This is a genomic window from Lentzea sp. NPDC004782 (assembly GCF_040609115.1).
Classification (GTDB): domain Bacteria; phylum Actinomycetota; class Actinomycetes; order Mycobacteriales; family Pseudonocardiaceae; genus Lentzea.
Map to the genome: position 1 here is coordinate 37,204 of NZ_JBEXJN010000033.1, position 22,032 is coordinate 59,235.

The window sequence follows — 22,032 nt, forward strand, 5'->3', positions numbered from 1 at the left end:
GCAGTAAGTTTCATCTGACGGAGGAGGTGTACCCGAATGGCGCGCAGAACCGGGCATCTGATCACGCCCAAGAGGGCCAAGAACCTGGTCGGCGTGGCGAAGGTGGTGGCCCCGGCGCTCATTCCGGTGCTCGCTCCGGTGATCGCCCGCGGTGCCGGGATGCTGAGCGAGCAGTACGACCGCTATCGCGCGCGCCGCCTCGGCATCGACGTCGCGGACATCGGCAAGTACTCCGGCTATGGCGCCCGACTGCACGCGCGAATTGTCGGGATCTCGGACTCGATGGAGGGGTTGCGCGCCTCCGACTCCGCCTGGGTGACGAAGACGGAGACGCGACTGTCCCAGCTACTTGCCGCCGTGCGCGCTTCCGAGCGGATGCCGTCGGTCCGCCGCAAGGCCGCTCACCGCGCCGTCAGCACCGATCTCGACGCCATCGAGCAGGAGCTGCTGCGCCGCCTCGACGTGCGCTGAACGCCGGATGACCGGGTCGGACCGCAGGTCGCGCACCAGCGAGAAGCACAGCCCGATCATCACCACCATGAACGGCAGCGCGGCGATGATCGTCAGGTTCTGCAGCCCGGTCAACGCGTTCGACCCGCCGACGAGCAGCATGACCGCCGCGACGGCACCGGTCAGCACGCCCCAGAAGATCACCACGGGCTTCGTCGGCCGGATCGAGCCGCACTGCGAGAGCGTGCCCATCACGATCGACGCCGCGTCCGCGCCGGACACGAAGAAGATCGCCACCAGCACCATCACCACCACCCCGGCGACGGTGGCCAGCGGGAACTGGTCGAGCAACGAGAACAGCTGCGACTCCGGCGTGGCCCGACCGGCGAGGTCGACGCCGTTGCGCTGCTCGAAGATCGCCGTGCCGCCCATGATCGCGAACCACACCAGCGACACCGCCGACGGCACCAGGATCACGCCCGAGACGAACTGCCGGATGGTGCGGCCGCGGGAGATGCGGGCGATGAACATGCCGACGAACGGCGTCCACGAGATCCACCAGGCCCAGTAGAAGATCGTCCACCCGGACAACCAGGTCTCGGTGGCGTCCCCACCGGCGGCAGCGGTCCGTCCGGCCATCGTGGCGAGCTCGCGGAAGTAGTCACCCAGCGCCGTGGGCAGCAGGTTCAGGATGAACACGGTCGGCCCGACCACGAACAGGAACAGCGCCAGCACCACGGCCAGCACCATGTTGATGTTCGACAGCCACTGGATGCCGCGCGCCACACCGGACACGGCGGACGCGACGAACGCCACGGTCAGGATCGCGATGACGACGACCAGCAGACCCCTGCCGACCCCGCCGCCCGTCCAGCCCGCGGCCTGCAGGCCGCTGCCGATCTGCAGGGCGCCCAGACCCAGTGACGCGGCCGAGCCGAACAACGTCGCGAAGATCGCCATGACGTCGATCGCCCGCCCCCAGCCGCTGGCCGCACGACGGCCCAGCAGCGGCGTGAACGCGGCGCTGATCAGCGAGGACCGGCCGCGGCGGAAGCTGCTGTACGCGATGGCGATGCCGACGATGGCGTAGATCGCCCACGGGTGCAGCGTCCAGTGGAACAGCGTGGTGGCCATGGCGTTTTCCAGCGGATCACCGGACGTGCCGGGCGGCGGCTTCACGTAGTGCGTCAGCGGCTCGTTGACGCCGTAGAACATCAGACCGATGCCCATGCCGGCGCTGAACATCATCGCGACCCACGAGACGGTCCTGAACTCGGGTTTCTCGTCGTCACGGCCGAGCGGGATCCGGCCGTAGCGGCTGAAGGCGAGCCAGAGTGCGAAGAGGACGAACCCGGAGGCCGAGATCACGAAGGCCCATCCCAGATGCTGGATCACCCAGCCGAGCGCCGTCTTCGACACGGACGCCAAGCTGGAGGTGCCGACAATTCCCCAGGTCACGAACGCGAGCGTCAGACCAGCGGCAACGCCGAACACGACACGGTCGGTACGGCCCGGCTGGTCGCATTGGTTGTGCATGCGGCCCTAGTTACCCGCTCATAGACCGGGGCAAACTCCTCCGATTACCCTCAGCGCCGTGAGCACACGGTCGAGTGAGTTGCGCACCCTGCGTGGTGCCGCGCTCGCGCTGACCTCTGCGTCGCTCACGATCGCCGCGCACGGACTGGGCGGCGGAGCGCTGTCGGAGTTCATCCACGCGGTGCCGCTGGTCGTGCTGATCGCGTTCGCGGCCGCGTCGCTCGCGGACAAGCGGACCGGGAAGCTCTCGGTCATCGCCGGTCTCGCCACGGCCCAGCTCGCTCAGCACCTCATGCTGACGTGGGTCAACCACGAACACACCGGCACGCTCACCTGGCGGATGTTCGTGGCGCACCTCGTCGCCGCGACGCTGACCGGGATCCTGCTGTTCCACGCGGAGAACGCCCTGTTCAGGCTGTTCGCCGCGGTCACGCGCCTGATCCCCCGCAGGCTCACGCCGCTGCCGGTCACCAAGCCGGTGCGGGCGTTCACCAGCACGCCGTACGTGCAGAACGCGCACTACGCGCACGTGCTGCGCGCGAACGGGCGGCGCGGGCCGCCCTGTGGTTCCTGACCCCCAGTCCCCAATCCCCTTGGCAATCAGGAGCCACAACTTCATGTCGACAAATCGATTTGGCGTGCGCACGCTCGCCGTGCTCGGCGTTGCCGGACTCGCTGTCCTCGGCACCCCGTCCGTCGCATCCGCGCACGTCAGCGCTCAGCCCGCGGAGTTCACCCAGGGTGGCCGCGCCACCTTCGCGTTCCGCGTCCCGAACGAGCGGGACAACGCAGGCACCACCAAGATCGAGGTGACGCTGCCGCAGGACACCCCGCTCACGTCGGTGCGCACCAAGCCGCTGCCCGGTTGGAAGGCCGAGGCCGTCAAGGGCAAGCTCGACAAGCCCGTGACCATCGCCGGCAAGGAGGTCACCGAGGCTTATCGGACGATCACCTGGACCGCCGACCCCGGCGTGAAGATCGGGATCAACGAGTACCAGGAGTTCTTCGTCGCGCTCGGCACCCTGCCGGAGGGCAAGGACACGCTCGAACTGCCGACCAAGCAGACCTACGAGAACGGCGAGGTCGTCGACTGGTCCCAGTCGACCGGCGCCGACGGCAAGGAGCCGGAGCACCCGGCGCCCGCGCTGAAGCTCGCCCCGAAGAAGGCCGCCGAGTCCGACCACGACCACGGCGCGACCGGCCACACCGAGGGTGACACCCACGAGGCGTCGGTCTCCGGTTCCGACCAGACCGCCCGCTACCTCGGCGGTGCCGGCCTGGCCGTCGGCGCGCTCGGCCTGGGCTTCGGCGTCGGCGCGGTCCTGCGTTCGCGGCGCAAGGCATGAAGCGCGCACTAGTCGCGTTCCTGTTCGCCGGCGCGGCCGTGCTCGCCACGGCCGCCCCCGCGGCGGCGCACAACGCACTGATCAGCAGCGACCCGAAGGACAAGACCTCGCTGGAGGTCGGCCCGTCGACGGTGACGCTGACGTTCGACCAGGACGTGCAGGGCGGCCAGGGCATCAACGCGATCTCGGTCACCGACGCAGGCGGCGGCCACTACGAGGTCGAGGGCGACCCGACGATCAAGGACACCGCGGTCTCCCAGAAGATCAACGCGCTCGGCAAGGCCGGGCAGTACAAGATCGGCTACCGCATCCTGTCCGCGGACGGCCACCCCGTCTCCGGTGAGCTGACGTTCACGCTGACCAAGGACGGCACCGGCACGCCTCGCCAGGTCGCGGCGAACAGCGCGACCGACGACGGTTCGAGCGACGGCCTGCCCATCTGGGTGTGGATCGTCGGCGCCGTGGTGCTGCTCGGCGGTGGCGTGTTCTTCGCCCTGCGCGGTGGCGGGGGCGCCAAGGCATGAGCGACGTCCGGACCGCCGTCCCCTCCCACTACCGCGTGCTCGCCGGGCTCCTGCTCGGCGCACTCGCGGGCATCGCGCTCGGCCTCGTGCTGGCACCACCCGTCGTGGTCGCCGGGGTCTCGGACGCCGGGGCGGTGGTCCGGTACGGCCTGCCGGTGACGCGGGTGCTGCTCGACGTCTCGGCGACGGTCGTCGTCGGCCTGTCGATCCTGCCGAAGCTGCTCGGCTTCGACCGGCCCACGCACACCGAACCGGTGATGCGGCTCGCCCGCCCGGCCGCGGTGATCGCCGCCGCCGTCTGGGTGGCCGCGGCGCTGACGGCCATCGTGCTGCAGGCCGCCGAGCTGCGGCCGGGCAGCAACGTCAGCGTGGCCAACGCCGTCGACTACATCGCGAAGGTCGGTGCGGGCAAGGGGCTGCTGTTCAGCGCGGCCTGCGCGTTCATCTACCTGGTCATCGGCGTGATGGCCGTCCGCAGCGGTGAGTCGGTGCCCGCTGAGCTGCGGATTCTCGTCTCGATGTTCGGCCTGCTGCCGATCCCCGTGACCGGGCACGCCTCCAACTGGAAGTACCACGACTACTCGATGGTCTCCATGGAGCTGCACGTGCTGGGCGCCGCGGCCTGGACCGGCGGGCTCGGCGCGTTGATGGCACTGGTCGCGTACCGGAAGGGACTGCTGGCGGTCGCGCTGCCGAAGTTCTCGAAGGTCGCGACCGTCGCACTGGTCGTGGTCGCGGTGACCGGCCTGTTCAACGGCCTGCTGGAGCTGATCCTCAACCCCGTCGTCCCGTTCCCGCAGTCGCTGTACACCACCGGCTACGGGTTGCTGTTCCTCGGCAAGGCGGTGTGCGCCGGGCTGATCGCGCTGCTGGGCGCGCACATCCGGTGGCGGCTGCTGCCGAAGATCTCCCAGCACAAGGTCACCGCGATCGTGCAGTGGGCGGTGCTGGAGGTGACCATCATGGGCGTGGCGTTCGGTCTCGCCGTGGTCCTGAGCCGCGCTCCGGTCAGCTGAACCCCGTCGCGACCCTGACCAGGTCGGCGAGTGCGCGCGACCGGCTGTGCGGCGGCCAGGCGATCACGGTCGTCACCTTCGGCGCGTCGACCACGGGAACCGCCACCAGGCCCTCGGCCAGGCCGGTGCAGACGCCCTCCGGCAACACCGCGACGGCCCTGCCCAGCCCGACCATCTGCAGGAGCTGGGTGAGACTCCGCACCTCGACGCCGGTTCCGTCCGGGTAGGTGCCGTCCGCCGCCGGCCAGCGCGCGAGTTCCGGTGCCGCCAGGACGTCGGCCATGCGCAACCCCGTCCGCATCGCCAGCGGATGAGAGCCCGGCATGACAGCGACCTGCGCCTCGGTGTTCAGCACCTCCACGTCGAGGCCGTTCGTCGGTTCGTACGGCTCGTGCAGCAACGCCACGTCGGCCCGTCCGTCGAGCAGCGGGACGTGGGGGTTCGCCTCGCACAGCAGCAGTTCGACGGGAATGGCGCCGGGTTCGGCGGCGTAGGCGTCGAGCAGCTTCGCGAGCACTTCGCCGGAGCCGCCGGTCTTGGCGGCCATCACGAGTGACGGCCGGTCGGCGGCCGCACCGCGGGCGCGTCGCTCGGCCGCCACGACCGCGGCGAGGATCGCTCGTGCCTCGGCCAGCAGCACCGCGCCGGCGTTCGTCAGCGAGACCTTGCGGCTGGTGCGCTCCAGCAACGCGACGCCGAGCCGGTGTTCCAGCTGGGCGATGGTCCGGGAGAGCGGCGGCTGGGCGATGCCGAGCCGTTCGGCGGCGCGGCCGAAGTGGAGTTCTTCCGCGACCGCGACGAAGTATCGGAGCTCTCGTGTCTCCACACCGCAGAATTATCCATACCCGCCGGGTATCGCTGCGCGACTGAAGTGATGTTGGTCTGAAGTGCGGTCCCCACCAGGATCAACCGCATGAGCGAAAAGACGATTGCGCTGGTCACCGGCGCGAACAAGGGCATCGGGTACGAGATCGCGGCAGGCCTCGGTGCGCTGGGGATGGCCGTTGGAGTCGGCGCGCGGGACCGTCAGCGAGGCGAGGAAGCAGCGGCGAAACTGGGTGCGGAGGGCGTTGACGCGTTCTTCGTACCGTTGGACGTGACCGACGACGAGAGCGCCAGCGAAGCAGCAGCGCTGTTCGAGGAGCGGTTCGGTCGGCTCGACGTCCTGGTCAACAACGCCGCGATCGCCGGAGGGTGGCCGGACCAGCCGTCGACCACCACGCCGGAGGGCATCAGGACGGTGGTGGAGACCAACGTGATCGGCGTCGTCCGGGTCACCAACGCGTTGTTGCCGCTGCTGCGCCGTTCAGCGAAGCCGCGAATCGTGAACCTGTCGAGCCACGTCGCGTCGCTGACGTTCCAGAGCGGGCCGGGTGGGCCCCTGGGCGGGGTCAGCGGGACCTACTCGCCGTCGAAGACGTACCTGAACGCGATCACCGTCCAGTACGCCAAGGAACTGGAGAACTTCAAGGTCAACGGTGCCTGCCCCGGTTACGTGGCGACCGACCTCAACGGCTTCCAGGGCAGGGACACGCCCGCGGAGGGAGCCAGGATCGCGATCAAGCTGGCCACCCTTCCCGACGACGGTCCGACCGGTGGCCTGTTCGACCACGACGGACCGGTGCCCTGGTGATTGTTCAACGTGAAACATCCGCGCGATCGGGCCCGCACTCGGCGAGTGGTCCGATCAGCACGACGAGCTGCCCACGAACGGACTAGTCGGTGATCAGTCGGGCCGAAGATTCCTCGCGCATGCGCGCCAGCCGGTTCATCGTCCGCTGGCCCCGCCGGTCCAGCTCGCGGCTGTCGATCCAGCCGTTGGCGTAGTAGCGGTAGTCCTGCGCGAGAGCCACCAGCTCCGCGAGGTAGTCGGCTGACCTGCGCCGTCGCTCCTCGTCGAACGCCGCCAGCAGCGGCAGCTGGGTGTCCACCACCTCATCGAGCAACTGCGCGGACCGCAGCGCTCTCTTGGAACGCCACCTCCGAGTAAGGCTCACGCGCCGCACCTCGTCCTTCGCCCCGACCTGCCGCACCTTAGGCGTGGATTTCTCGCCCGTCGATGCTGCATTCGTGGGAGAAGGGCCTGGCGTTACCGGTTCGTGTCCCACACCATCCGAAAGTGGTGCTATAGGACCCAAACGAGATCGGATCAGGCGGCCGACTCGGTACCGGTGAAGCGGGCCACGCGGTCCGCCAGCTCGCGGGCCTCGGGGTTGTTGCGGCGCTTCTCGGCCTCCTGGCGCAGCGGCTCCATGCGCTGCTTGGTGCGCACGGACTTCAGGCTTTCCGACAGGTCGACGGCCTGGCGGCCGACCTTGGCGCCGTGGTCGATGTCGCCCTGGAGCAGGTGGTTGATGGCCATCGAGGTCAGATTGAACGAGCGGCTGCGCGCGTACTCGTCACCGAAGTTGTTGATCGCCTTGGACAGCGCCGGAATGGCGGTCCGCGAGTACTTGGCGTCCACCGTCTGCGCCAGCTCCGTGTGCACCGTGCCGATCATGGACGAGAGGTCGATCTCGTTGAAGAACTTGGCCCAGGCGGGGGCTTCGGCGACGTTCGCGCGGGAGAACTCGTCGCGCGCGCGGCCGAGCAGCTTCAGCGCCTGCTCGTCGGAGCCCATCTTCGCGTAGGCCCAGGCCTCGTTCGCGCACAGGATGCCCACGGCCAGTTCGGAACCGGAGTTCTGCGCGGCCAGCTGACCCAGCTGGAACACCTTCAGCGCGTCGTCGGGGGCGTTCTGGTGCAAGTACACGCGGCCCATGCGGTAGAGGATGTTCGCCATCAGCGCCTCGTTCTCGCCCTGCTTGGCGAGGTCGAGCGCCTGACCGAAGTGGTTGCGGGCCGAGTCCATGAGGCCCGTGTCGAACGAGGTCCAGCCGGCGAGGTTGTGCAGGTCGGCCAGGGCGACGTAGAGGCGCTGGCGAACGACGTCCGTGGAGCTCGCACCGAGCATCTGCTGGCCCCACGACAACTGGGCCACGACCGCGTCGCGGCAGGAACCGCCGCCGTACTGGTAGTCGAGGGCACGCAGAGCCCGCGTCGCCGCTTCGACCTGGCGCACATCGGTCATGCCGATGCGTCCCGGAGCCGGAGTCTGTGTGGGGTGAGAAACCCACGACCCGGAGTCCGCTCCGAACACGGCCGCGCCGACTGTCACGGCGGCGGCGTGCGCGAGGAACTTCCGACGCTTCACCGACTCGTCCTCCTCAGGATGGGGTGAGTCCGCGGTTGCGGCCACCCTCACTGCCGTTGTCTCGTCATAGGCGAGACCCATGTATCCACGTGGGACACCCAGGCCAACGGCGATCCGCGTCAGGACGTCATAGGCCATCACCTGGCGTCCCTTGAGGATCTCCGAGACCTCGGACTGCGACTGACCCGTGAGCGCCGCGATCTGGCGCTGGGACACGCCGTGCCGTCGGAGCAGCCGGTAGACCGAGCTGATCTCTCGTCGGGCCAGTGCGTCCCGCATCTCCTGCTGATCCCACACCTCGGCGGGAATCGGAGAGCCCTGGGAACTCATGGTGTTCATCGCGCACCCTCACAGTCCGTTGGGCGTCATCGGCAGACTAGGGGCAGGTCCCCTGGTCGAGAAGTCCTCTTCGGCGAGGCTGATCGGCCCCACCGAACACCGCTTACCGCTCACCGTAAGACTTCCACCGGTCAGCGCTGCGACGTCCCGTTCCGGCATGAATCATCGCAATCTAGATTCCGGTAAGCGAGTGAGCACGGAGAGGAACGACCAATCGTGGACAGCTCCTCCCCTGGCTCCACCTCCATTGTGGAGACGGGTGACACCGAATCCACATGGCGCGGCACGACCGGGCAGCGTCGGACGTGGCAGATCAGCTGCGGCGACGTGGTCGACCGGGACCGCCAGCTCACCGTGAAGGTCGTTCAGGGCCAAGTGGTTCTGGTCGGGCCTCCCGGGGAGACGGCAGTCTTGTCCCACGACCAGCTCGTACAGCTCAGGGCTGCGCTACGCGAAGCCGCCGACCAGGCGGAAAGGTGACGGTGACGTTTCGATGGACGCGATCCTCGGACAGGTTCTTCGCAACGCTGTGTGGGAACGCCTCGACCTGCTCACGGAGCTGGCGAGCCGCGCGGACGCCCCGTCCCTGCTGTCGGTGGCTCGATCCGAGCTCCCTCGGCTGACCGAGGGATGGCGTGCTCTGCTGGCAGCGCACGAGCCGGACGAGAAGGGCAACTGCCCCGAGTGCTCCGGCCGTTGGCGCCAGCAGAAGTCACCTTGCTCGGTGTGGCGCGCCGCGTACGAACACCTGGTTGCGGGCGGACTCGCCCCGCGCCCGGCTCGCCACCTGCGCGAGGCTCCGGTGACCCCTCCTGTCACCAGGACCCGCCGCGCGGTGGCTCGAGCCCACTAACGGGCCTTTGCGACCGACCTGGCGTCCCCCCGACACGACCAGGTCTGCAAACGGCCTACTGACCGGGTGTCCGCGATGTGCGAACCCCCGACCGCGACATCGCGGACCCCGGTCAGCTCACAACTCCACAGATTCCCGCGGGCCGGTGACGTGCACCTTCCCTCCCCGACCGGCGCCGGTCCGCGGTCACCACGTCGGCCCCTTGTCTGCACCTCCCGCGCAGGCAAGGGGCCGTTTCCACGCTCGCGCAGGGGTACCCCCTGGCTGGGAACCCCTGCGTTTCAACGTACTCAGCACCACCGACAAGATCAGCGGTGTGTGCCGGTCCTCCAGGTCAGGTACGACGTCAGGCCCGGGAAGAGCCGGCCGGAGAGTTCGAACGCCTTGAGCTGCCACGGGAACAGGTGCTCGGCGCGTTCCTTCTCCACCGCGTCGACGATCGCCTTCGCGCACTGCGCAGGCGTCACCGTGGGGATCAGCCGAGCGATCGCCGGGATCCGTTCCTCGGCACCGGGGTTGTTGTCGAAGTACTCGCTGGACACCTTGCCCGGCACCACTTCGCTGATTCCGACGCCGGTTCCGCGCAGGTCCAGGCGCAGCGACGCGGTCAGGCCGCGCAACGCCCAGCGCGCCGACTGGTAGCCCGCGCAGCCGGGAATCGGCAGCCGCGACACCGGTGAGTTCACGTTGACGATCCAGCCGGAACCGCGAGCGCGCATCGCGCCCAGGTATTCCCTGGTCAGGAGCAACGCCGCCAGGTACGGCACGGCGGTCATGGTCTGCAGCTCCTCGGCGGACGTGTCGTCGAGGAACAGCCAGCGGCCGACGCCGGCGTTGTTCACGAGCACATCGGGTGCCGGAACGCTCTCGGCGAGCGCGTGGATCTCCGCGGCGTCCGACAGGTCGGCCACGTGCGCGGTCGCCGAGCCGCCGAACTCGGTGATCCGTTTGACCTGCAGATCGAGCAGTTCGGCGCTCCGAGCCACAAGGTGGACGTGCGCGCCGTGGGCCGCGAACCGGAACGCGGCCTCGGCGCCGATCCCCTGGGACGCTCCCGTGACCAGAACCCTCTTGCCCGACAGCTGCATCAGACCACCGATCGCACTCGACTCATCAACGCCGCCGCCAGCGCCGTCGCCAACGCCGACGCGGCGAACAGACCGCGGTAGCCACCAAGGTTGGCCAAGATCCCCGCAGTGAGCAAGGGGGCCACGACCTGCGGCAACGCGTTGGCGACGTTCAGCACGCCCAGGTCCTTGGCTCGGTCGGCCGCGGCGGGCAGCACCTGGGTGAGCAGTGCGATCGCGACCGCCCAGTAAATGCCGAAGCCCACGCCGAGCAGTGGTGCGGCGACCAGCACCGCGGCCCAGGTCGGCCAGATCACCAGCAACACCGCCGCCAGCGTCATCACGGCCGCGGCACCGTACACGTACGGCTTGCGGCGGCCAGAACGATCACTTCGTGCGCCGAACAGCACCGCTCCTGCGGCGAGCGCCACCCCGTAGAGCGCCATCAGCACCAGCAGACCGTCCTCCGGAGACGGGTAGTGGACCACGTCGCCGAGGAAGTAGAGGAGGTAGAGCGTGCCGAACGCGTTGCCGAGGTTGATCAACAGGTGACCGCTCCAGGCCCACGCGAAGTCCGGGTGCTCGCGCGGCGAGATCCAGAACGTCGGCCTCACCGGCTTCACGATGAGCTGCGTGTCGGGCGTCCTCCACACGAAGAACAGCGCACCGATCAGGACGATGATCGCGCACGCCAGATAGCCGGCCTCGAGTCCACTGACCAGCAACGTCACGACGACCGCACCGAGCACGGTGCCGAGCATCTGGCTGATGCCGATGAGTCCGCCGACCTGAGCTCGTTGCTCGACAGGCACTTGGTCCGGCACCACAGCGGTCAGCGCGGCGAGCATGCCGCCGATCCCCGCCTGCACCAGGCACCAGCCGATCGTCATGATGAGCACTGACGGCGCGTTGGCGAGCACGGCGAGACCGATGGCACCGACAACAGCGCCGGCCAACGTCCACGGATGACGACGACCGAACCGTGAAGTCGTGCGATCGCTCAAGGTTCCGATGAGCGGCACGATGAACAACGACACGAGTCCGCCGACGCCGGTGACGACGCCGAACACGAACTCCTTGTTCGCCTTGTTCAGCAGCTCGGCCTGTTGCGGCAGCAGGACCTGGATCGGCGCGTAGACCGCCAGCCACAGCCCGAGGTTCGCGCAGAACAACCACGCCATCCACCCGCGGCGGACGCGCACCACCGGTTCCGCAAGAGCTTCACTCACCACTGATCACCCTTCTGTACCAGTGGAACGAGGCGCGCGGCGTGCGGCGCTGCGTCTCGTAGTCGACGTGCACCAGGCCGAACCGCTGGGAGTATCCGGACTCCCACTCGAAGTTGTCGAGCAGCGACCACACGAAGTAGCCGGAGACGTCCGCTTCCCGCGCGGCGCTGAGGTGTCCGTCCAGGTAGGAGACCCGGTCGGCGTCCTCGACCTCGTCCGGGAAGCTGCAGCCGCTCTCGGTGACGTAAACCGGTGGCAGGTTCGGGAACCGTTCGCGGAGAACGCCGATCATCTCGGACAGCCCGGACGGCACGATCGGCCAGCCGAACGCGGTCTTCGGGTACTCCTCGATGTCGACCAGGTCGAACGGCAGCGGGTTGCCCTCGGACGGCGCCCGCAACCGGGTCGGGTTGTAGTAGTTCACGCCGTAGAAGTCGAGCGGCTGCTGGATCGTGGCGAGGTCGCCGTCCTGGATCGGCAGCAGTTCCGCCACGGAGTCCGGATATCGGCCGGCGAGCATCGGATCCGCGTACAGCCAGTTGTGGATGTCGCTGTAGGCGGCGGCCGCGGCCTGGTCCGCCGGGCTGTCGGGGTTCTCCGCCCACGCCGGTGTGTGGTTGTTCGCCGTGCCAACGGCTTGTGCGTTGTACGACCGCAGCACCTCGACCGAACGGCCGTGCGCCAGGTTCAGGTGGTGGGCGGTCGGCAACGCGTCGAAGAGCAACGCCTTGCCGGGTGCGTGCACACCGATCGCATAGCCCTGCAACGTCACCATCGCGGGTTCGTTGATCGGGATCCAGAGCTTCACCCGGTCGGCGAGGCGGTCCGCGACCAGCGCGGTGTAGTCGGCGAACCGGTCGGCGATGTCCCGATTCAGCCAACCGCCCTCCGCTTCCAGCTCCAACGGCGTGTCCCAGTGGTACAACGTGACCACGGGAGCGATGCCGACTTCGACGAGGGCGTCGACCAGGCGGTCGTAGAAGTCGAGCCCCTCAGCGTTGACGGGCCCCTTGCCGGTGGGCTGGATGCGCGGCCACGCGATCGAGAACCGATACGCGTTGACGCCGAGCTGCGTCATGAGCGCAACGTCTTCGCGCCACCGGTGGTAGTGGTCGCACGCAACTGACGCGTTGTCGTTGTCGTGTACCGGAGCGAAGTCGTCCCACACGGAGGCACCACGGCCGCCTGCATCGAACGCGCCCTCGATCTGGAACGCGGACGTCGACACTCCCCAGAGGAAGTCGCTCATCGATCCTCCAAATGTGAAACTTGTTCGGATCGTAGGCGTGTTGACAGGTTCAGGGAAGTGAAAAGGCCGTACAACAGGCAAGATGAGATGTACCCGAACTACTGGGAGTCGCCGTGACGAGCACCACCCCGCTCCGCCGTCAGCCTGTCCAGCAGCGCAGCGCCAAGAGAGTCGAGCGAATGCTCGAGGCCTGCGCCACTCTCATCGACGAAGTGGGCTACGACGGCGTCACCACGACGTTGATCGCGGAGAGGGCGGGTGTCGCGGTCGGATCGCTGTACCAGTTCTTCCCCGACAAGAGAGCCGTCGTGCAGGCACTGACACTGCGCAACGTCGACAGGTTCTCCCACGGCATCACCGAACGGCTCCAGCAGGCGACGCTGGAGCACTGGTGGGACGCCGTGGACACGGTGTTCGACGTCTACGTGACGATGCACCGCGAGATCCCCGCGTTCGGGCGGCTGCACTTCGGTGACGTCGTGGACATGCGGCTGCTGGACGACCGCCGCGACAACAACGCGGTCATCTCCGACAAGATCTCCGAGCTCATCTCCGGCCGCTTCGGAATTCCGATGACCGAGGTCCAGCTGCCGATCGCGATCGCGGTCGAGGCAGCCGACGCGGTGATGAAGATGGCGTTCCGCAACAGCGCGATGGGCGACCCGGCGATCCTGGCCGAGGCGAGGGCGCTGGTCAGGGGCTACCTGTCCTCGCGCCTGCCCGCCTAGACCTGCCTGGACCTGCTAGCCGAAGTTCCTGCGCTCACCGCGGTACGTGGGCACGGTGCGCTCGATGCGGTCACCGTGCACCAGGTGCACCTCGTCGAACCGCTCGAACAACTCGCCCGCCTTGGCGTGCCGCATCCAGACGCGGTCACCGATCTTCAGGTGCTCCGCCGCCTTCCCGGTGACCGGCGTCTGCACCTCACCGGCCCCTTCGAGACCCAGCGTCTTCAGCCCCTTCGGCAGGTACGGCGACGGCTGCCGGTCGGGCGTGGGCGTGCCGGACGCGATGTAGCCGCCGGCGAAGAGCGTCGCGACCCGCTTGGTCGGCTTGCGCACGACCGAGAGCGCGAAGAGCGCGGCGGGTTCCGGCTTGAACGCCTGGTACGCGTCGAACAACGTCGGCCCGAACAGCCCGCTGCCGGCCGCGAGCTCGGTGACCGACGGGTCGGAGCCGGTCAGCTCCAGGCTGCCGGTGCCGCCGCCGTTGACGAACTCCAGGTCGGCGACCTGCCGGACCGCACTGATGACAGCCGTCCTGCGGTGGATCAGCTCGGGCCCCGACTTGGCCTGGATGAACCGGATTCCGAGCGCACGCAGCGGCTGACCGGGCGGGTTGTCGCCCAGACCGGCGATCTGCCCCTCGTACGCCATGACGCCGACGAGCTTGAAGCCACGCCGTTGGGTGATCTTGGCGGCCAACGCCCTGGCCTGCTGCGGGGTGTGGATCGACGAGCGGCGCGGGCCGATGTGCACGCCGGGCAGCGGCCGCCACGACACGTCCAGCTCCAGGCAGACCCGGATGTCCGAGTGCGGCCCGATCGCCGCGTCCACGAAGTCCAGGTGCTCTACCGAGTCGACCATGATCGTGACCCGCTGACGTGCGGTCTCGTTCGCCGCGAGCTTCTGCAGCGCCGCCCGGTCGGCCGTCGGGTACGCCACCAGCAGGTCGTCGCTGATGTTCTGCTCCGACAACCACAGCGCCTCGGCCAGCGAGTAGCACATGACCCCGTGGTAGCCGGGCCGTTCCAGCGCCCGGCTCACCAGGTCGCGCACACGGATCGACTTGCTGGCGACCCGGATCGGGTGACCGGCAGCGCGACGGGCGAGGTCCGCCGCGTTGTGGTCGAAGGCGTCCAGGTCGACGATCGCGAACGGAGGATCCAGGTCCTTCGTCGCGGCGTCGAGTCGTGTTCTGCGCATGCCCTGACGGTACGTCGAAAACCCTTGAAACGTGAAGGGCTTTCACTTACGTTACTCGCAGGTCACACTCTCTCGTGGAGGTCCGTGTGTGGACGAACTGGGCTAGAACCGCGTCGTGCAACCCCACACGCGTCGTCCACCCGACGAGCACGGATGAAATCGCCGCGACCGTCACGTCCGGCGGCCGTGTCCGCGCGCGGGGCAGCGGTCACTCGTTCAACGACATCGCGGTCGCGCCCGAAGTGGCGCTCGACCTGGACCGTTGGACGGGAATCGTGCGCGCGGACACGGAAACCGGCCTGGTGACCGTCCGCTCCGGCACCCAGCTGCGCGCCTTCAACGCCGACCTGCACCGCCTGGGCCTGGCCATGCCGAACCTGGGCGACATCGACGCCCAGACCGTCGCCGGCGCGCTCTCCACCTCGACCCACGGCACCGGCGCCAAGCTGGGCGTTCTCGCCACCACGATCGAGTCACTGGAACTCGTCCTGGCCGACGGCTCGGTCGTCACCTGCTCCCGCACCGAACGCCCGGACCTCTTCAACGCGGCCCGCGTGGGCCTCGGCGCGCTCGGCGTCATCAGCACCCTGACCCTGCGCTGCGTCCCGTCCTTCGTGCTGCAGGCCTCCGAGGCGCCGGGCCGTCTGGACGCCGTGCTCGAACAGTTCGACGACCTCTGCGCCGTCGAGGACCACGTCGAGTTCCACTGGTTCACCCACTCGGACCGCGTGATCATCAAGCGCAACAACAGAATTTCGGAACCGGCCCGCCCGCTCTCCAAGCTCCGGCAGACCTGGGAGTACGAGGTCATGGAGAACGCGGCGTTCGGCGCGGTGTGCAAGGTGGCCAAGACCTTCCCCCGCTACACCCGCAAGCTCAACGAGATGTGCGGCGCGCTGATCTCCGAGCGTTCCTACTCCGACTACTCCCACAACGTCTTCGTGACGCCCAGGCGAGTCCGGTTCGTGGAGACGGAGTTCTCGATCCCGCGCGAGACCCTGCTGGACGTCATCGGCGAGCTCCGCGCGGTGGCCGACCGGCTCGGCGACCGCGACGCCCTGATCGTGCCGTGCGAGGTCCGCGTGGCCCAGGCGGACGACATCTGGATGTCCACGGCGAACGGCCGCGACACCGCCTACATCTCGATGCACCAGGCGTTGGGCATGCCGTACAAGGCGTTCTTCGACGCGTACGCGAGCATCGCCAAGTCGGTGGGCGGCCGCCCGCACTGGGGCAAGATGCACGACCTCACGTCCGCCGAACTCCGCCCGCTGTACCCGCACTTCGACGACTTCCTGCGGGTGCGCGACGAGGTGGACCCGAACCGCACCTTCACCAACGCCTACCTGGACCGCGTGCTCGGCTGAGTGCACGCGGGGACTCCACGTGCACCAGGAGTACACGAAAGCTCCCCGCGTGCACTCAGAGAACGGCGCGAACGGCGTCGGCGACCGGCGTCTCGCCGTTCGTCAGTTCCAGCGTCTTGCCGATCGTCTGCGGTGCGGTGAGCAGCTCCGCCAGCACGGCGGCCACGTCCGCACGCGTCACTGACGACCGCGGCAGCCGAGGCGCGGCCAGGGTCACCAGCCCGGTCGGCGGATCGTTGACCAGCGGTCCCGGTCGCAGGATCGTCCAGTCGAGATCCCGGGACTTCAGGTCTTCTTCGGCGAGCTTCTTGGCCTTGAGGTAGACCGCGAACTCCGGATCCACCGAAGGCGAGTCGGCGAGCTCGATCCCGACCGTGGAGACCTGCAGAAACCGCCGCACCCCTGCTTCGACGGCAGCGGAGGCGAACAGCGCGGCGGCGCGAAAGTCGACGGTGTCCTTGCGGGCGGCTCCAGAGCCGGCCCCGGCACCAGCGGCGAAAACCGCGGCATCAGCGCCGTTCAAATACGCGGCGACCGAGTCCAGATCGGCGGACTCCAGGTCGCACAGCACCGGAACGGCTCCGGCTTCCTGCACGTCAGTGAAGTGATCGGGGTTGCGGACCAGCGCTGTCGCCGCGTCTCCACGGGTGGCCAGCTGCTGCTCGAGAAGCAGCGCGATCTGCCCGTGTCCGCCGGCTATGACTACTCGCATGTCCCCGACCGTAGATCAGGAAGCGGTGGCGAGCACCTGCTCGTAGACCAGCTCGTTGACCCAGCGGGTGATGGCGGTGTCCTCGGCGGGCACGTTCTCCTGACGACCGGAGACGTCGACCGAGAGGTCCTTCTCGTCGTCGGCCAGCAGGACCGAGACGCCGTAGCGGCGCACGCGCGGCAGGCAGTTCGACAGGTAGTCGTGCGAGAACGCGACCGACTCGGGCAGCACGACCGCGGCGTTGCCGTAGCGGGAGAAGGGGACGGCGGAGGCCAGCGCGGTCCGCCAGTGACGGGCGACGGCCAGGACGCCGACGATGCGCACGGCGGCGGGAGGAACGCGGCCTTCCATCTCCGGCCACACCCACGTCGACACGGTGGTCTTGTCGGCCTCGGGGCCCGCACCCACGCACACGCGCTCGGCGTGCGCGTCGGCGAGCAGCTCGGCCACGACGACGACCTTGCGGCCCATCAGGACCATCTCGGGCAGGACGACGCCGTGCCAGCCGAGGCGGATCGCCGCAGCGGCTGCCAGCTCCTCGACGGACGCGGGCAGTTCCGGAACCGGGAGCGCGGTGGTCGACAGTCCCCGTGCGCTGTCGGGTGCCGCGATCCTTGCTGGGGTGCTGCTCACGCCAGTGCCTCCTCGCCAGCGCGGCGGGAGATCCGCCGCGATTCGACTCGTGCTCTGCATAAGGCTTAGCAGTAAGCGCGCGGCCCTTCCCCAGGTCGCGAAGCCTGTTGCGATCGACGGCGCCGACCGGTCGGTGACCGGTCGAAGAGTGGCGCGGGGAGTTCGGTCCTACGGTGCTGCCGTCTGGGTGACGTTAATCCGGATGGACGCACCAAAAGACCTGCTCAGAGTGGGTGCGCTACGCGTGGCGACGAAAAGCCGCCCGGCGGCGCCGGTCACCGCCCGCCGACCGTTCACCGCGCCAGAACGACCACCTACATGATGATCACGGTCTTGCCAGGGCCACGACCTGCGAAAACGTCAGTCGCCTCACGCAACGGCACACGGCGGGCGATCGGCACGGACAGATCCCCCGCCTGCACCATCGACGCGAGCCGCACGAGCGTTTCCCGCGACCCCTTCATGCCGAAGTTCTGGGCCTTGTCAGCGGAGACGTAGTTGGTGTTGAACGCCAACGGCGCGTAGCGCGCGTTCGCCTCGAACGACGAACGGTCGGTGCTCACGAGGTCGATCAGCGCGTCAGCCTCGACGAGGGAGTCGCCCCGGCCGACGGGGATCACCCGCTTGCCGGCCGCGCGAGCGATCTGCACGGCGAACGACCCGACGCCGCCGTTCGGCCCGATGATCAGCACGGATTCCGCGGACCCCAGCGCCTCCACCAACTGCCACGCCGTCATACCCGCGGTCGGCAATGCGGCGGCAACGGCGGGATCGAGGTCTTCCGGCAACGGCGCCAACGCGTTCCCGATCGGAACTGTGACGTACTCGGCGTATGTTCCGCGGCCGACTGGACGGTGGAAGAAGGTGCCGAAAATCCTCTCTCCGGAACCAACCACCTCACCGGCACCATCAGTTCCGGGAACCATCGGGAACAGGTGCTCTCCGGTTCCGCGAAGCATCCCGTCGACGACTTTGCGGTCGAACGGGTTCACGCTCGCCGCGAACAACCGGACCTTCAGCTCGTTCGGGCCCGCTTCCGGCTCGGGAAGCTCCACGAGTTCGAGCTGAGCACCGAAGTCCGCCGCCGCTATCGCCCACATGTCGACCCCCGAACGAGTGACAGACATCACCTGTTGGATCAAGGAATCCGATACAGCCGATCAACGAAAGAACCCCCCTCGCGATTCCGCGAGAGGGGTTCCATCTGTCTTTCGATGGGCAAGGGGGGAGTTGAACCCCCACGTCCTTTCGGACACACGGACCTGAACCGTGCGCGTCTGCCATTCCGCCACTTGCCCCTGGAGACGTGGAGAACACTAGCACGCGTCCAAACCAGGTTCCTAATCGCCCCCTGTAGGGCTGGTCGCACCCGGATACGATCGGCACAGGAGCCCGTCCGAGCGGAAGGAGTTGACGTGGGCCTGCAACGTTTCGAGCGCAAGCTGGAAGGTCTGGTCGGCAACACCTTCGCGCGCGTGTTCGGAGGCAACGTGGTGCCCCAAGAGGTGGCACAGGCGCTGCAACGGGAGGGTGACAGCAACATCCGCGAGCTCGCGGGTGGCAGACTGCTAGCCCCCAACCACTTCAAAGTGTTGCTCGGACCCCAGGACCACGAGCGTCTTGCGGGCGATGAGCAGGATGAACTACGCATCACCCAGCTACTCGCAGAGGGCCTGCGGGAGCACCTGGCCGAGTCCGGATGGGATACCTATGGTGACGTCGTAGTCTCCCTGGAGCGCTCCGAGGCGCTGCACACCGGACAGTTCCGAACCAGCTCGTCCGTCGACCCCGACGTGAAAGCGGCCAGCCGACGGTCAGCACCACCTCGCACCGCAGGAGACCGATCCATGAGCCAGCCACCCGGCTACGGACAAGGACAGGGCCAGCCCGGCCAGGACCCTTATGGTCAGGGCGGCTACGGCCAGCAGGGCTACGACCAGCACCAGCAGCAGGGCTACGGCCAGCAACAGGGCTATGGCCAGCAGCAGGGCGGGTATGACCAGGGTTACGGCCAGCAGCAGGGCTACGACCAGGGCTACGGCCAGCAGGGCGGCGGCTACGGCGGCGCCCAGCAGGGCTACGACCAGGGTTACGGGCAGCAGCAGGGCTACGACCAGGGCTACGGCGGCGGCCAGCAGGGCGCCGGCTACGACCAGGGCTACGGCCAGCAGCAGGGCTACGGCCAGCAGGGCTACGACCAGGGTTACGGCCAGCAAGGCGGTTACGACCAGGGTTACGGCCAGCAGGGCGGGTATGACCAGGGTTACGGCCAGCAGCCGGCCTACGGCCAGCAGGGTGGCTACGACCAGGGCTACAACCAGGGCGGATACGCCCCTCCCGCCACCCAGGGTGCCAACCGCCAGCTCAACGCGACCCTGCACCTCGACGACGGTTCCAACCGGACGTACAACCTCAAGCAGGGTGGAAACGTCGTAGGACGTGGGCAGGAAGCCGACTTCCGCCTCCCGGACACGGGAGTCTCCAGGCGCCACCTGGAAATCTCCTGGGACGGGCAGAATGCGATGCTCGCTGATCTCGGTTCGACCAACGGCACCACGGTGAACGGCACGCCAGTGCAGACTTGGCAGCTCGCGGAGGGCGACGTCGTCCGCATCGGCCACTCGTCACTGGTCTTCCGCACCGCGGGCTGAGGTCGACACGGGCGTCGGTATGCAACTCAAGGCAGGAGCGGTTACAACCGGTGCAAGAGCTGGTGATGCAGCTGACCAGAGTGGGCTTTCTCGTGCTCCTCTGGCTCTTCGTGCTGGCCGCCCTACGTGTGGTCCGCTCTGATCTCTACGCAGCCTCAGGGCTCCGGGCGTCAGGTCTGCCCGGATTCCGGAGGTCCGAGAAGTCGGCGAGGGGAAGCAAGGCGCCTCGGCAACTCGTGGTCACCCACGGGGCGCTGACCGGCACCCGCATCTCGCTCGACGGCAGGCCGATCCTGATCGGCCGCGCTGACGACTCCACTCTCGTCCTGGACGACGACTTCGCGTCGACCAGGCACGCGAGGCTGTCCATGCGCGGCACCGACTGGTACGTGGAGGATCTCGGCTCCACGAACGGCACCTACCTAGACCGAGCGAAGGTCACCGCACCCCTGCGCGTACCTCTCGGCACCCCGATCCGCATTGGCAAAACGGTGATCGAGCTGCGCTCATGACCTTGGTTCTTCGATACGCGGCCCGCAGCGACCGGGGCCTGGTTCGCTCCAACAACCAGGACTCCGTGTACGCGGGCCCTCGCCTGCTCGCAGTCGCCGACGGCATGGGTGGCCACGCCGCCGGTGAAGTCGCGAGCAAGGTGGTCATCGCCTCGCTGGCCCACGTCGACGACGACGAGCCTGGCGACGACCTCCTCGGCAAACTCCGCGACGCGGTCGCGGCCGGCAACGGCGCCATCTCCGAACTCGTCACGAGCGACCCCGACCTGGAGGGCATGGGCACCACGCTCACGGCCATCCTGTTCGCGGGCAACAGGCTCGGGCTGGTGCACATCGGCGACTCGCGCGCGTACCTCCTGCGGGAGGGCACGTTCGCGCAGATCACGCACGACGACACGTTCGTCCAGTCGTTGATCGACGAGGGCCGGATCACCCCGGACGAGGCCGCCACGCACCCGCAGCGCTCGTTGTTGCTGCGCGCGCTGACCGGCCACGACTTCGAGCCGAGCCTCACCGTGCGCGAGGCGCGCGCCGGTGACAGGTTCCTGCTGTGCTCGGACGGCCTGTCCGGTGTCGTCTCGATGGAGACGCTGGACGAGGCGATCCGCATCCCCGACCCGCAGGCCTGCGCGGACCGGATGATCGAGCTCGCGCTCAAGGGCGGTGGCCCCGACAACGTCACGGTGATCGTGGCGGACGTCGAGGACATCGACTTCGGCGACGACTACCCGATCGTCGGTGGCGCGGCCGGTGACGGGAGCGAGGAGCACAACGCTCCACCGGACTCCGCGGCGTCACGGGCGAGCGCGCTCACGCAGCAGCGCCCGCCGATGCCGCAGCGCATGGAGGCACCGCCGCCCCCGGCGCAGGATCCGAAGCGCAAGAAGCGCAACGCCATCAAGGCGTTCGTGATCATCTTCGTGCTGTTCCTGCTCATCGGTGCCGTGGCGGTCGGCGGCAAGCTGTGGCTCAACACCCAGTACTACGTCGGCGCCACCGAGGACGGCCAGGTCGCGATCTTCCGCGGTCTCAACGGTTCCGTTCTCGGCTTCAAGCTGTCGTCCAAGGTCGAGGACTCGTGCCCGCCCGGATCGACCGGCTGCAAAGAGATCACGCTGAAGGACCTGCAGGAAGGTGGTCGCAAGACCATCACCGCCGGCATCCGCAGCGACAACGGGATCGACGGCGCGCGCGCCGCGGTCAGGTTGCTGCGCACAGAGCACCTCCTGCCGTTGTGCAAGGACACGTCGTCGACGTCGAGCACCACCACGACGACCCCGCCGCCCACGACGACGACCGGTACTCCGTCGGGCAGCACCACGGCGACCACGACCACGACCGGTTCGCCGAACACGGAGGCCGGTACCAGCGAGCCTTCGCTCACCCCCTCCCAGCAGAAGCCGGGTGTGGAATGCCGGGAGGGTCCGTAG

General features: G+C 68.4%; 23 protein-coding genes, 1 tRNA gene and 1 pseudogene. 13 read left to right on the plus strand and 12 right to left on the minus strand.

The features are described 5' to 3' along the window. Window positions 1-36: 36 nt before the first annotated feature. Window positions 37-465, plus strand: a pseudogene (locus ABZV40_RS28215) (DUF6474 family protein); the annotation flags it as partial. Here ABZV40_RS28215 and ABZV40_RS28220 read toward each other — a convergent pair. After that, complete coding sequence (locus ABZV40_RS28220; protein ID WP_355447810.1) at window positions 346-1,986, minus strand: BCCT family transporter; 1,641 nt, start codon at window positions 1,984-1,986, stop codon at window positions 346-348. The pseudogene ABZV40_RS28215 and the gene ABZV40_RS28220 sit on opposite strands and share 120 nt — an antisense overlap. Before the next feature lie 58 nt (window positions 1,987-2,044). On the opposite strand from ABZV40_RS28220, the gene ABZV40_RS28225 reads away from it, so the two are divergent. The 4 genes from ABZV40_RS28225 to ABZV40_RS28240 all read left to right on the plus strand — a co-directional run bounded on the left by ABZV40_RS28225 (window position 2,045) and on the right by ABZV40_RS28240 (window position 4,872). Further along, window positions 2,045-2,560 (plus strand): hypothetical protein, encoded by a 516-nt coding sequence (locus ABZV40_RS28225; RefSeq protein ID WP_355447813.1) that lies wholly within the window; start codon window positions 2,045-2,047, stop codon window positions 2,558-2,560. 64 nt (window positions 2,561-2,624) lie between these two features. Beyond that, the gene (locus tag ABZV40_RS28230; RefSeq protein WP_355447816.1) at window positions 2,625-3,332 is read left to right on the plus strand and encodes a YcnI family protein; all 708 of its coding nucleotides are present in this window, start codon (window positions 2,625-2,627) and stop codon (window positions 3,330-3,332) included. Continuing rightward, entirely contained in the window at window positions 3,329-3,856 is a 528-nt protein-coding gene (locus tag ABZV40_RS28235) for a copper resistance CopC family protein (RefSeq protein WP_355447819.1), read from the plus strand. The genes ABZV40_RS28230 and ABZV40_RS28235 overlap by 4 nt, the downstream gene beginning before the upstream one ends. Beyond that, complete coding sequence (locus tag ABZV40_RS28240) at window positions 3,853-4,872, plus strand: CopD family protein (RefSeq protein WP_355447822.1); 1,020 nt, start codon at window positions 3,853-3,855, stop codon at window positions 4,870-4,872. Before ABZV40_RS28235 ends, ABZV40_RS28240 begins: the two co-directional genes overlap by 4 nt. Here the strand turns inward: ABZV40_RS28240 and ABZV40_RS28245 are convergent. Continuing rightward, window positions 4,865-5,698 (minus strand): LysR family transcriptional regulator, encoded by an 834-nt coding sequence (locus tag ABZV40_RS28245; RefSeq protein ID WP_355447825.1) that lies wholly within the window; start codon window positions 5,696-5,698, stop codon window positions 4,865-4,867. The two genes, ABZV40_RS28240 and ABZV40_RS28245, sit on opposite strands and share 8 nt — an antisense overlap. Window positions 5,699-5,785: 87 nt before the next feature. Here ABZV40_RS28245 and ABZV40_RS28250 point away from each other — a divergent pair, with 87 nt between their 5' ends. Next, a complete protein-coding gene (locus tag ABZV40_RS28250) occupies window positions 5,786-6,505 on the plus strand; it encodes an SDR family oxidoreductase (RefSeq protein ID WP_355447828.1) in 720 nt (239 codons plus the stop codon). Between the two features lie 82 nt (window positions 6,506-6,587). On the opposite strand, the gene ABZV40_RS28255 is transcribed toward ABZV40_RS28250, so the two are convergent. Together ABZV40_RS28255 and ABZV40_RS28260 are read right to left on the minus strand one after the other, a co-directional pair. Further along, complete coding sequence (locus tag ABZV40_RS28255; RefSeq protein ID WP_109632983.1) at window positions 6,588-6,869, minus strand: hypothetical protein; 282 nt, start codon at window positions 6,867-6,869, stop codon at window positions 6,588-6,590. A 152-nt stretch (window positions 6,870-7,021) separates the two neighbouring features. Next, complete coding sequence (locus ABZV40_RS28260) at window positions 7,022-8,404, minus strand: helix-turn-helix transcriptional regulator (RefSeq protein WP_355447832.1); 1,383 nt, start codon at window positions 8,402-8,404, stop codon at window positions 7,022-7,024. Between the two features lie 246 nt (window positions 8,405-8,650). On the opposite strand from ABZV40_RS28260, the gene ABZV40_RS28265 reads away from it, so the two are divergent. Further along, window positions 8,651-8,884 carry a hypothetical protein gene (locus tag ABZV40_RS28265; protein ID WP_045313063.1) on the plus strand — a complete coding sequence of 78 codons (234 nt, stop codon included), beginning with the start codon at window positions 8,651-8,653 and terminating at the stop codon, window positions 8,882-8,884. 13 nt (window positions 8,885-8,897) lie between these two features. Then, window positions 8,898-9,257 carry a hypothetical protein gene (locus ABZV40_RS28270; protein WP_035909125.1) on the plus strand — a complete coding sequence of 120 codons (360 nt, stop codon included), beginning with the start codon at window positions 8,898-8,900 and terminating at the stop codon, window positions 9,255-9,257. A 308-nt stretch (window positions 9,258-9,565) separates the two neighbouring features. Here ABZV40_RS28270 and ABZV40_RS28275 read toward each other — a convergent pair whose 3' ends face one another. From ABZV40_RS28275 to ABZV40_RS28285, 3 genes are read right to left on the minus strand one after another with little or no spacing between them, the layout of a single operon-like run. Then, window positions 9,566-10,345, minus strand: coding sequence for an SDR family NAD(P)-dependent oxidoreductase (locus ABZV40_RS28275; protein ID WP_355447836.1), 780 nt, complete (start codon window positions 10,343-10,345; stop codon window positions 9,566-9,568). Next, a complete protein-coding gene (locus tag ABZV40_RS28280) occupies window positions 10,345-11,505 on the minus strand; it encodes an MFS transporter (protein ID WP_355447963.1) in 1,161 nt (386 codons plus the stop codon). The genes ABZV40_RS28275 and ABZV40_RS28280 overlap by 1 nt, the downstream gene beginning before the upstream one ends. Before the next feature lie 40 nt (window positions 11,506-11,545). Beyond that, window positions 11,546-12,802, minus strand: coding sequence for a GH1 family beta-glucosidase (locus ABZV40_RS28285; RefSeq protein ID WP_355447839.1), 1,257 nt, complete (start codon window positions 12,800-12,802; stop codon window positions 11,546-11,548). A gap of 113 nt (window positions 12,803-12,915) precedes the next feature. On the opposite strand from ABZV40_RS28285, the gene ABZV40_RS28290 reads away from it, so the two are divergent. After that, complete coding sequence (locus tag ABZV40_RS28290; RefSeq protein WP_355447841.1) at window positions 12,916-13,530, plus strand: TetR/AcrR family transcriptional regulator; 615 nt, start codon at window positions 12,916-12,918, stop codon at window positions 13,528-13,530. A 15-nt stretch (window positions 13,531-13,545) separates the two neighbouring features. Here the strand turns inward: ABZV40_RS28290 and ABZV40_RS28295 are convergent, their stop codons facing one another. Continuing rightward, entirely contained in the window at window positions 13,546-14,727 is a 1,182-nt protein-coding gene (locus ABZV40_RS28295) for an amino acid deaminase/aldolase (RefSeq protein WP_355447844.1), read from the minus strand. Between the two features lie 74 nt (window positions 14,728-14,801). On the opposite strand from ABZV40_RS28295, the gene ABZV40_RS28300 reads away from it, so the two are divergent. Then, window positions 14,802-16,094, plus strand: a complete 1,293-nt coding sequence (locus tag ABZV40_RS28300; protein WP_355447847.1) for a D-arabinono-1,4-lactone oxidase — start codon at window positions 14,802-14,804, stop codon at window positions 16,092-16,094. A gap of 55 nt (window positions 16,095-16,149) precedes the next feature. Here the strand turns inward: ABZV40_RS28300 and ABZV40_RS28305 are convergent, their stop codons facing one another. The 4 genes from ABZV40_RS28305 to ABZV40_RS28320 form a co-directional block, all read right to left on the minus strand. After that, entirely contained in the window at window positions 16,150-16,806 is a 657-nt protein-coding gene (locus tag ABZV40_RS28305) for an NAD(P)H-binding protein (protein ID WP_355447850.1), read from the minus strand. Between the two features lie 15 nt (window positions 16,807-16,821). Continuing rightward, window positions 16,822-17,439, minus strand: coding sequence for a hypothetical protein (locus ABZV40_RS28310; RefSeq protein WP_355447852.1), 618 nt, complete (start codon window positions 17,437-17,439; stop codon window positions 16,822-16,824). A 314-nt stretch (window positions 17,440-17,753) separates the two neighbouring features. After that, window positions 17,754-18,566: an NADP-dependent oxidoreductase gene (locus ABZV40_RS28315; RefSeq protein WP_355447855.1), complete on the minus strand. Its 813-nt coding sequence runs from the start codon at window positions 18,564-18,566 to the stop codon at window positions 17,754-17,756. Between the two features lie 88 nt (window positions 18,567-18,654). Next, window positions 18,655-18,737 (minus strand) — tRNA-Leu (locus ABZV40_RS28320). Window positions 18,738-18,854: 117 nt separating this feature from the next. Here ABZV40_RS28320 and ABZV40_RS28325 point away from each other — a divergent pair. Genes ABZV40_RS28325 through ABZV40_RS28335 form a run of 3 tightly spaced genes read left to right on the plus strand, consistent with a single transcriptional unit; the run spans window position 18,855 to window position 22,032 of the window. After that, entirely contained in the window at window positions 18,855-20,090 is a 1,236-nt protein-coding gene (locus ABZV40_RS28325; protein ID WP_355447858.1) for a DUF3662 and FHA domain-containing protein, read from the plus strand. A gap of 50 nt (window positions 20,091-20,140) precedes the next feature. Further along, window positions 20,141-20,602, plus strand: coding sequence for an FHA domain-containing protein (locus ABZV40_RS28330; RefSeq protein WP_355447861.1), 462 nt, complete (start codon window positions 20,141-20,143; stop codon window positions 20,600-20,602). Continuing rightward, the gene (locus ABZV40_RS28335; protein WP_355447864.1) at window positions 20,599-22,032 is read left to right on the plus strand and encodes a PP2C family serine/threonine-protein phosphatase; all 1,434 of its coding nucleotides are present in this window, start codon (window positions 20,599-20,601) and stop codon (window positions 22,030-22,032) included. Before ABZV40_RS28330 ends, ABZV40_RS28335 begins: the two co-directional genes overlap by 4 nt.

Excerpts from the sequence above, each read along its gene's own strand:
- ABZV40_RS28220 (WP_355447810.1), bottom strand. The coding sequence starts at position 1,986 with ATGCACAACCAATGCGACCAGCCGGGCCGTACCGACCGTGTCGTGTTC.
- ABZV40_RS28235 (WP_355447819.1), top strand. The coding sequence starts at position 3,329 with ATGAAGCGCGCACTAGTCGCGTTCCTGTTCGCCGGCGCGGCCGTGCTC.
- ABZV40_RS28240 (WP_355447822.1), top strand. The coding sequence starts at position 3,853 with ATGAGCGACGTCCGGACCGCCGTCCCCTCCCACTACCGCGTGCTCGCC.
- ABZV40_RS28250 (WP_355447828.1), top strand. The coding sequence starts at position 5,786 with ATGAGCGAAAAGACGATTGCGCTGGTCACCGGCGCGAACAAGGGCATC.
- ABZV40_RS28260 (WP_355447832.1), bottom strand. The coding sequence starts at position 8,404 with ATGAACACCATGAGTTCCCAGGGCTCTCCGATTCCCGCCGAGGTGTGG.
- ABZV40_RS28270 (WP_035909125.1), top strand. The coding sequence starts at position 8,898 with ATGGACGCGATCCTCGGACAGGTTCTTCGCAACGCTGTGTGGGAACGC.
- ABZV40_RS28275 (WP_355447836.1), bottom strand. The coding sequence starts at position 10,345 with ATGCAGCTGTCGGGCAAGAGGGTTCTGGTCACGGGAGCGTCCCAGGGG.
- ABZV40_RS28280 (WP_355447963.1), bottom strand. The coding sequence starts at position 11,505 with ATGGCGTGGTTGTTCTGCGCGAACCTCGGGCTGTGGCTGGCGGTCTAC.
- ABZV40_RS28285 (WP_355447839.1), bottom strand. The coding sequence starts at position 12,802 with ATGAGCGACTTCCTCTGGGGAGTGTCGACGTCCGCGTTCCAGATCGAG.
- ABZV40_RS28295 (WP_355447844.1), bottom strand. The coding sequence starts at position 14,727 with ATGCGCAGAACACGACTCGACGCCGCGACGAAGGACCTGGATCCTCCG.
- ABZV40_RS28305 (WP_355447850.1), bottom strand. The coding sequence starts at position 16,806 with ATGCGAGTAGTCATAGCCGGCGGACACGGGCAGATCGCGCTGCTTCTC.
- ABZV40_RS28315 (WP_355447855.1), bottom strand. The coding sequence starts at position 18,566 with ATGTCTGTCACTCGTTCGGGGGTCGACATGTGGGCGATAGCGGCGGCG.
- ABZV40_RS28335 (WP_355447864.1), top strand. The coding sequence starts at position 20,599 with ATGACCTTGGTTCTTCGATACGCGGCCCGCAGCGACCGGGGCCTGGTT.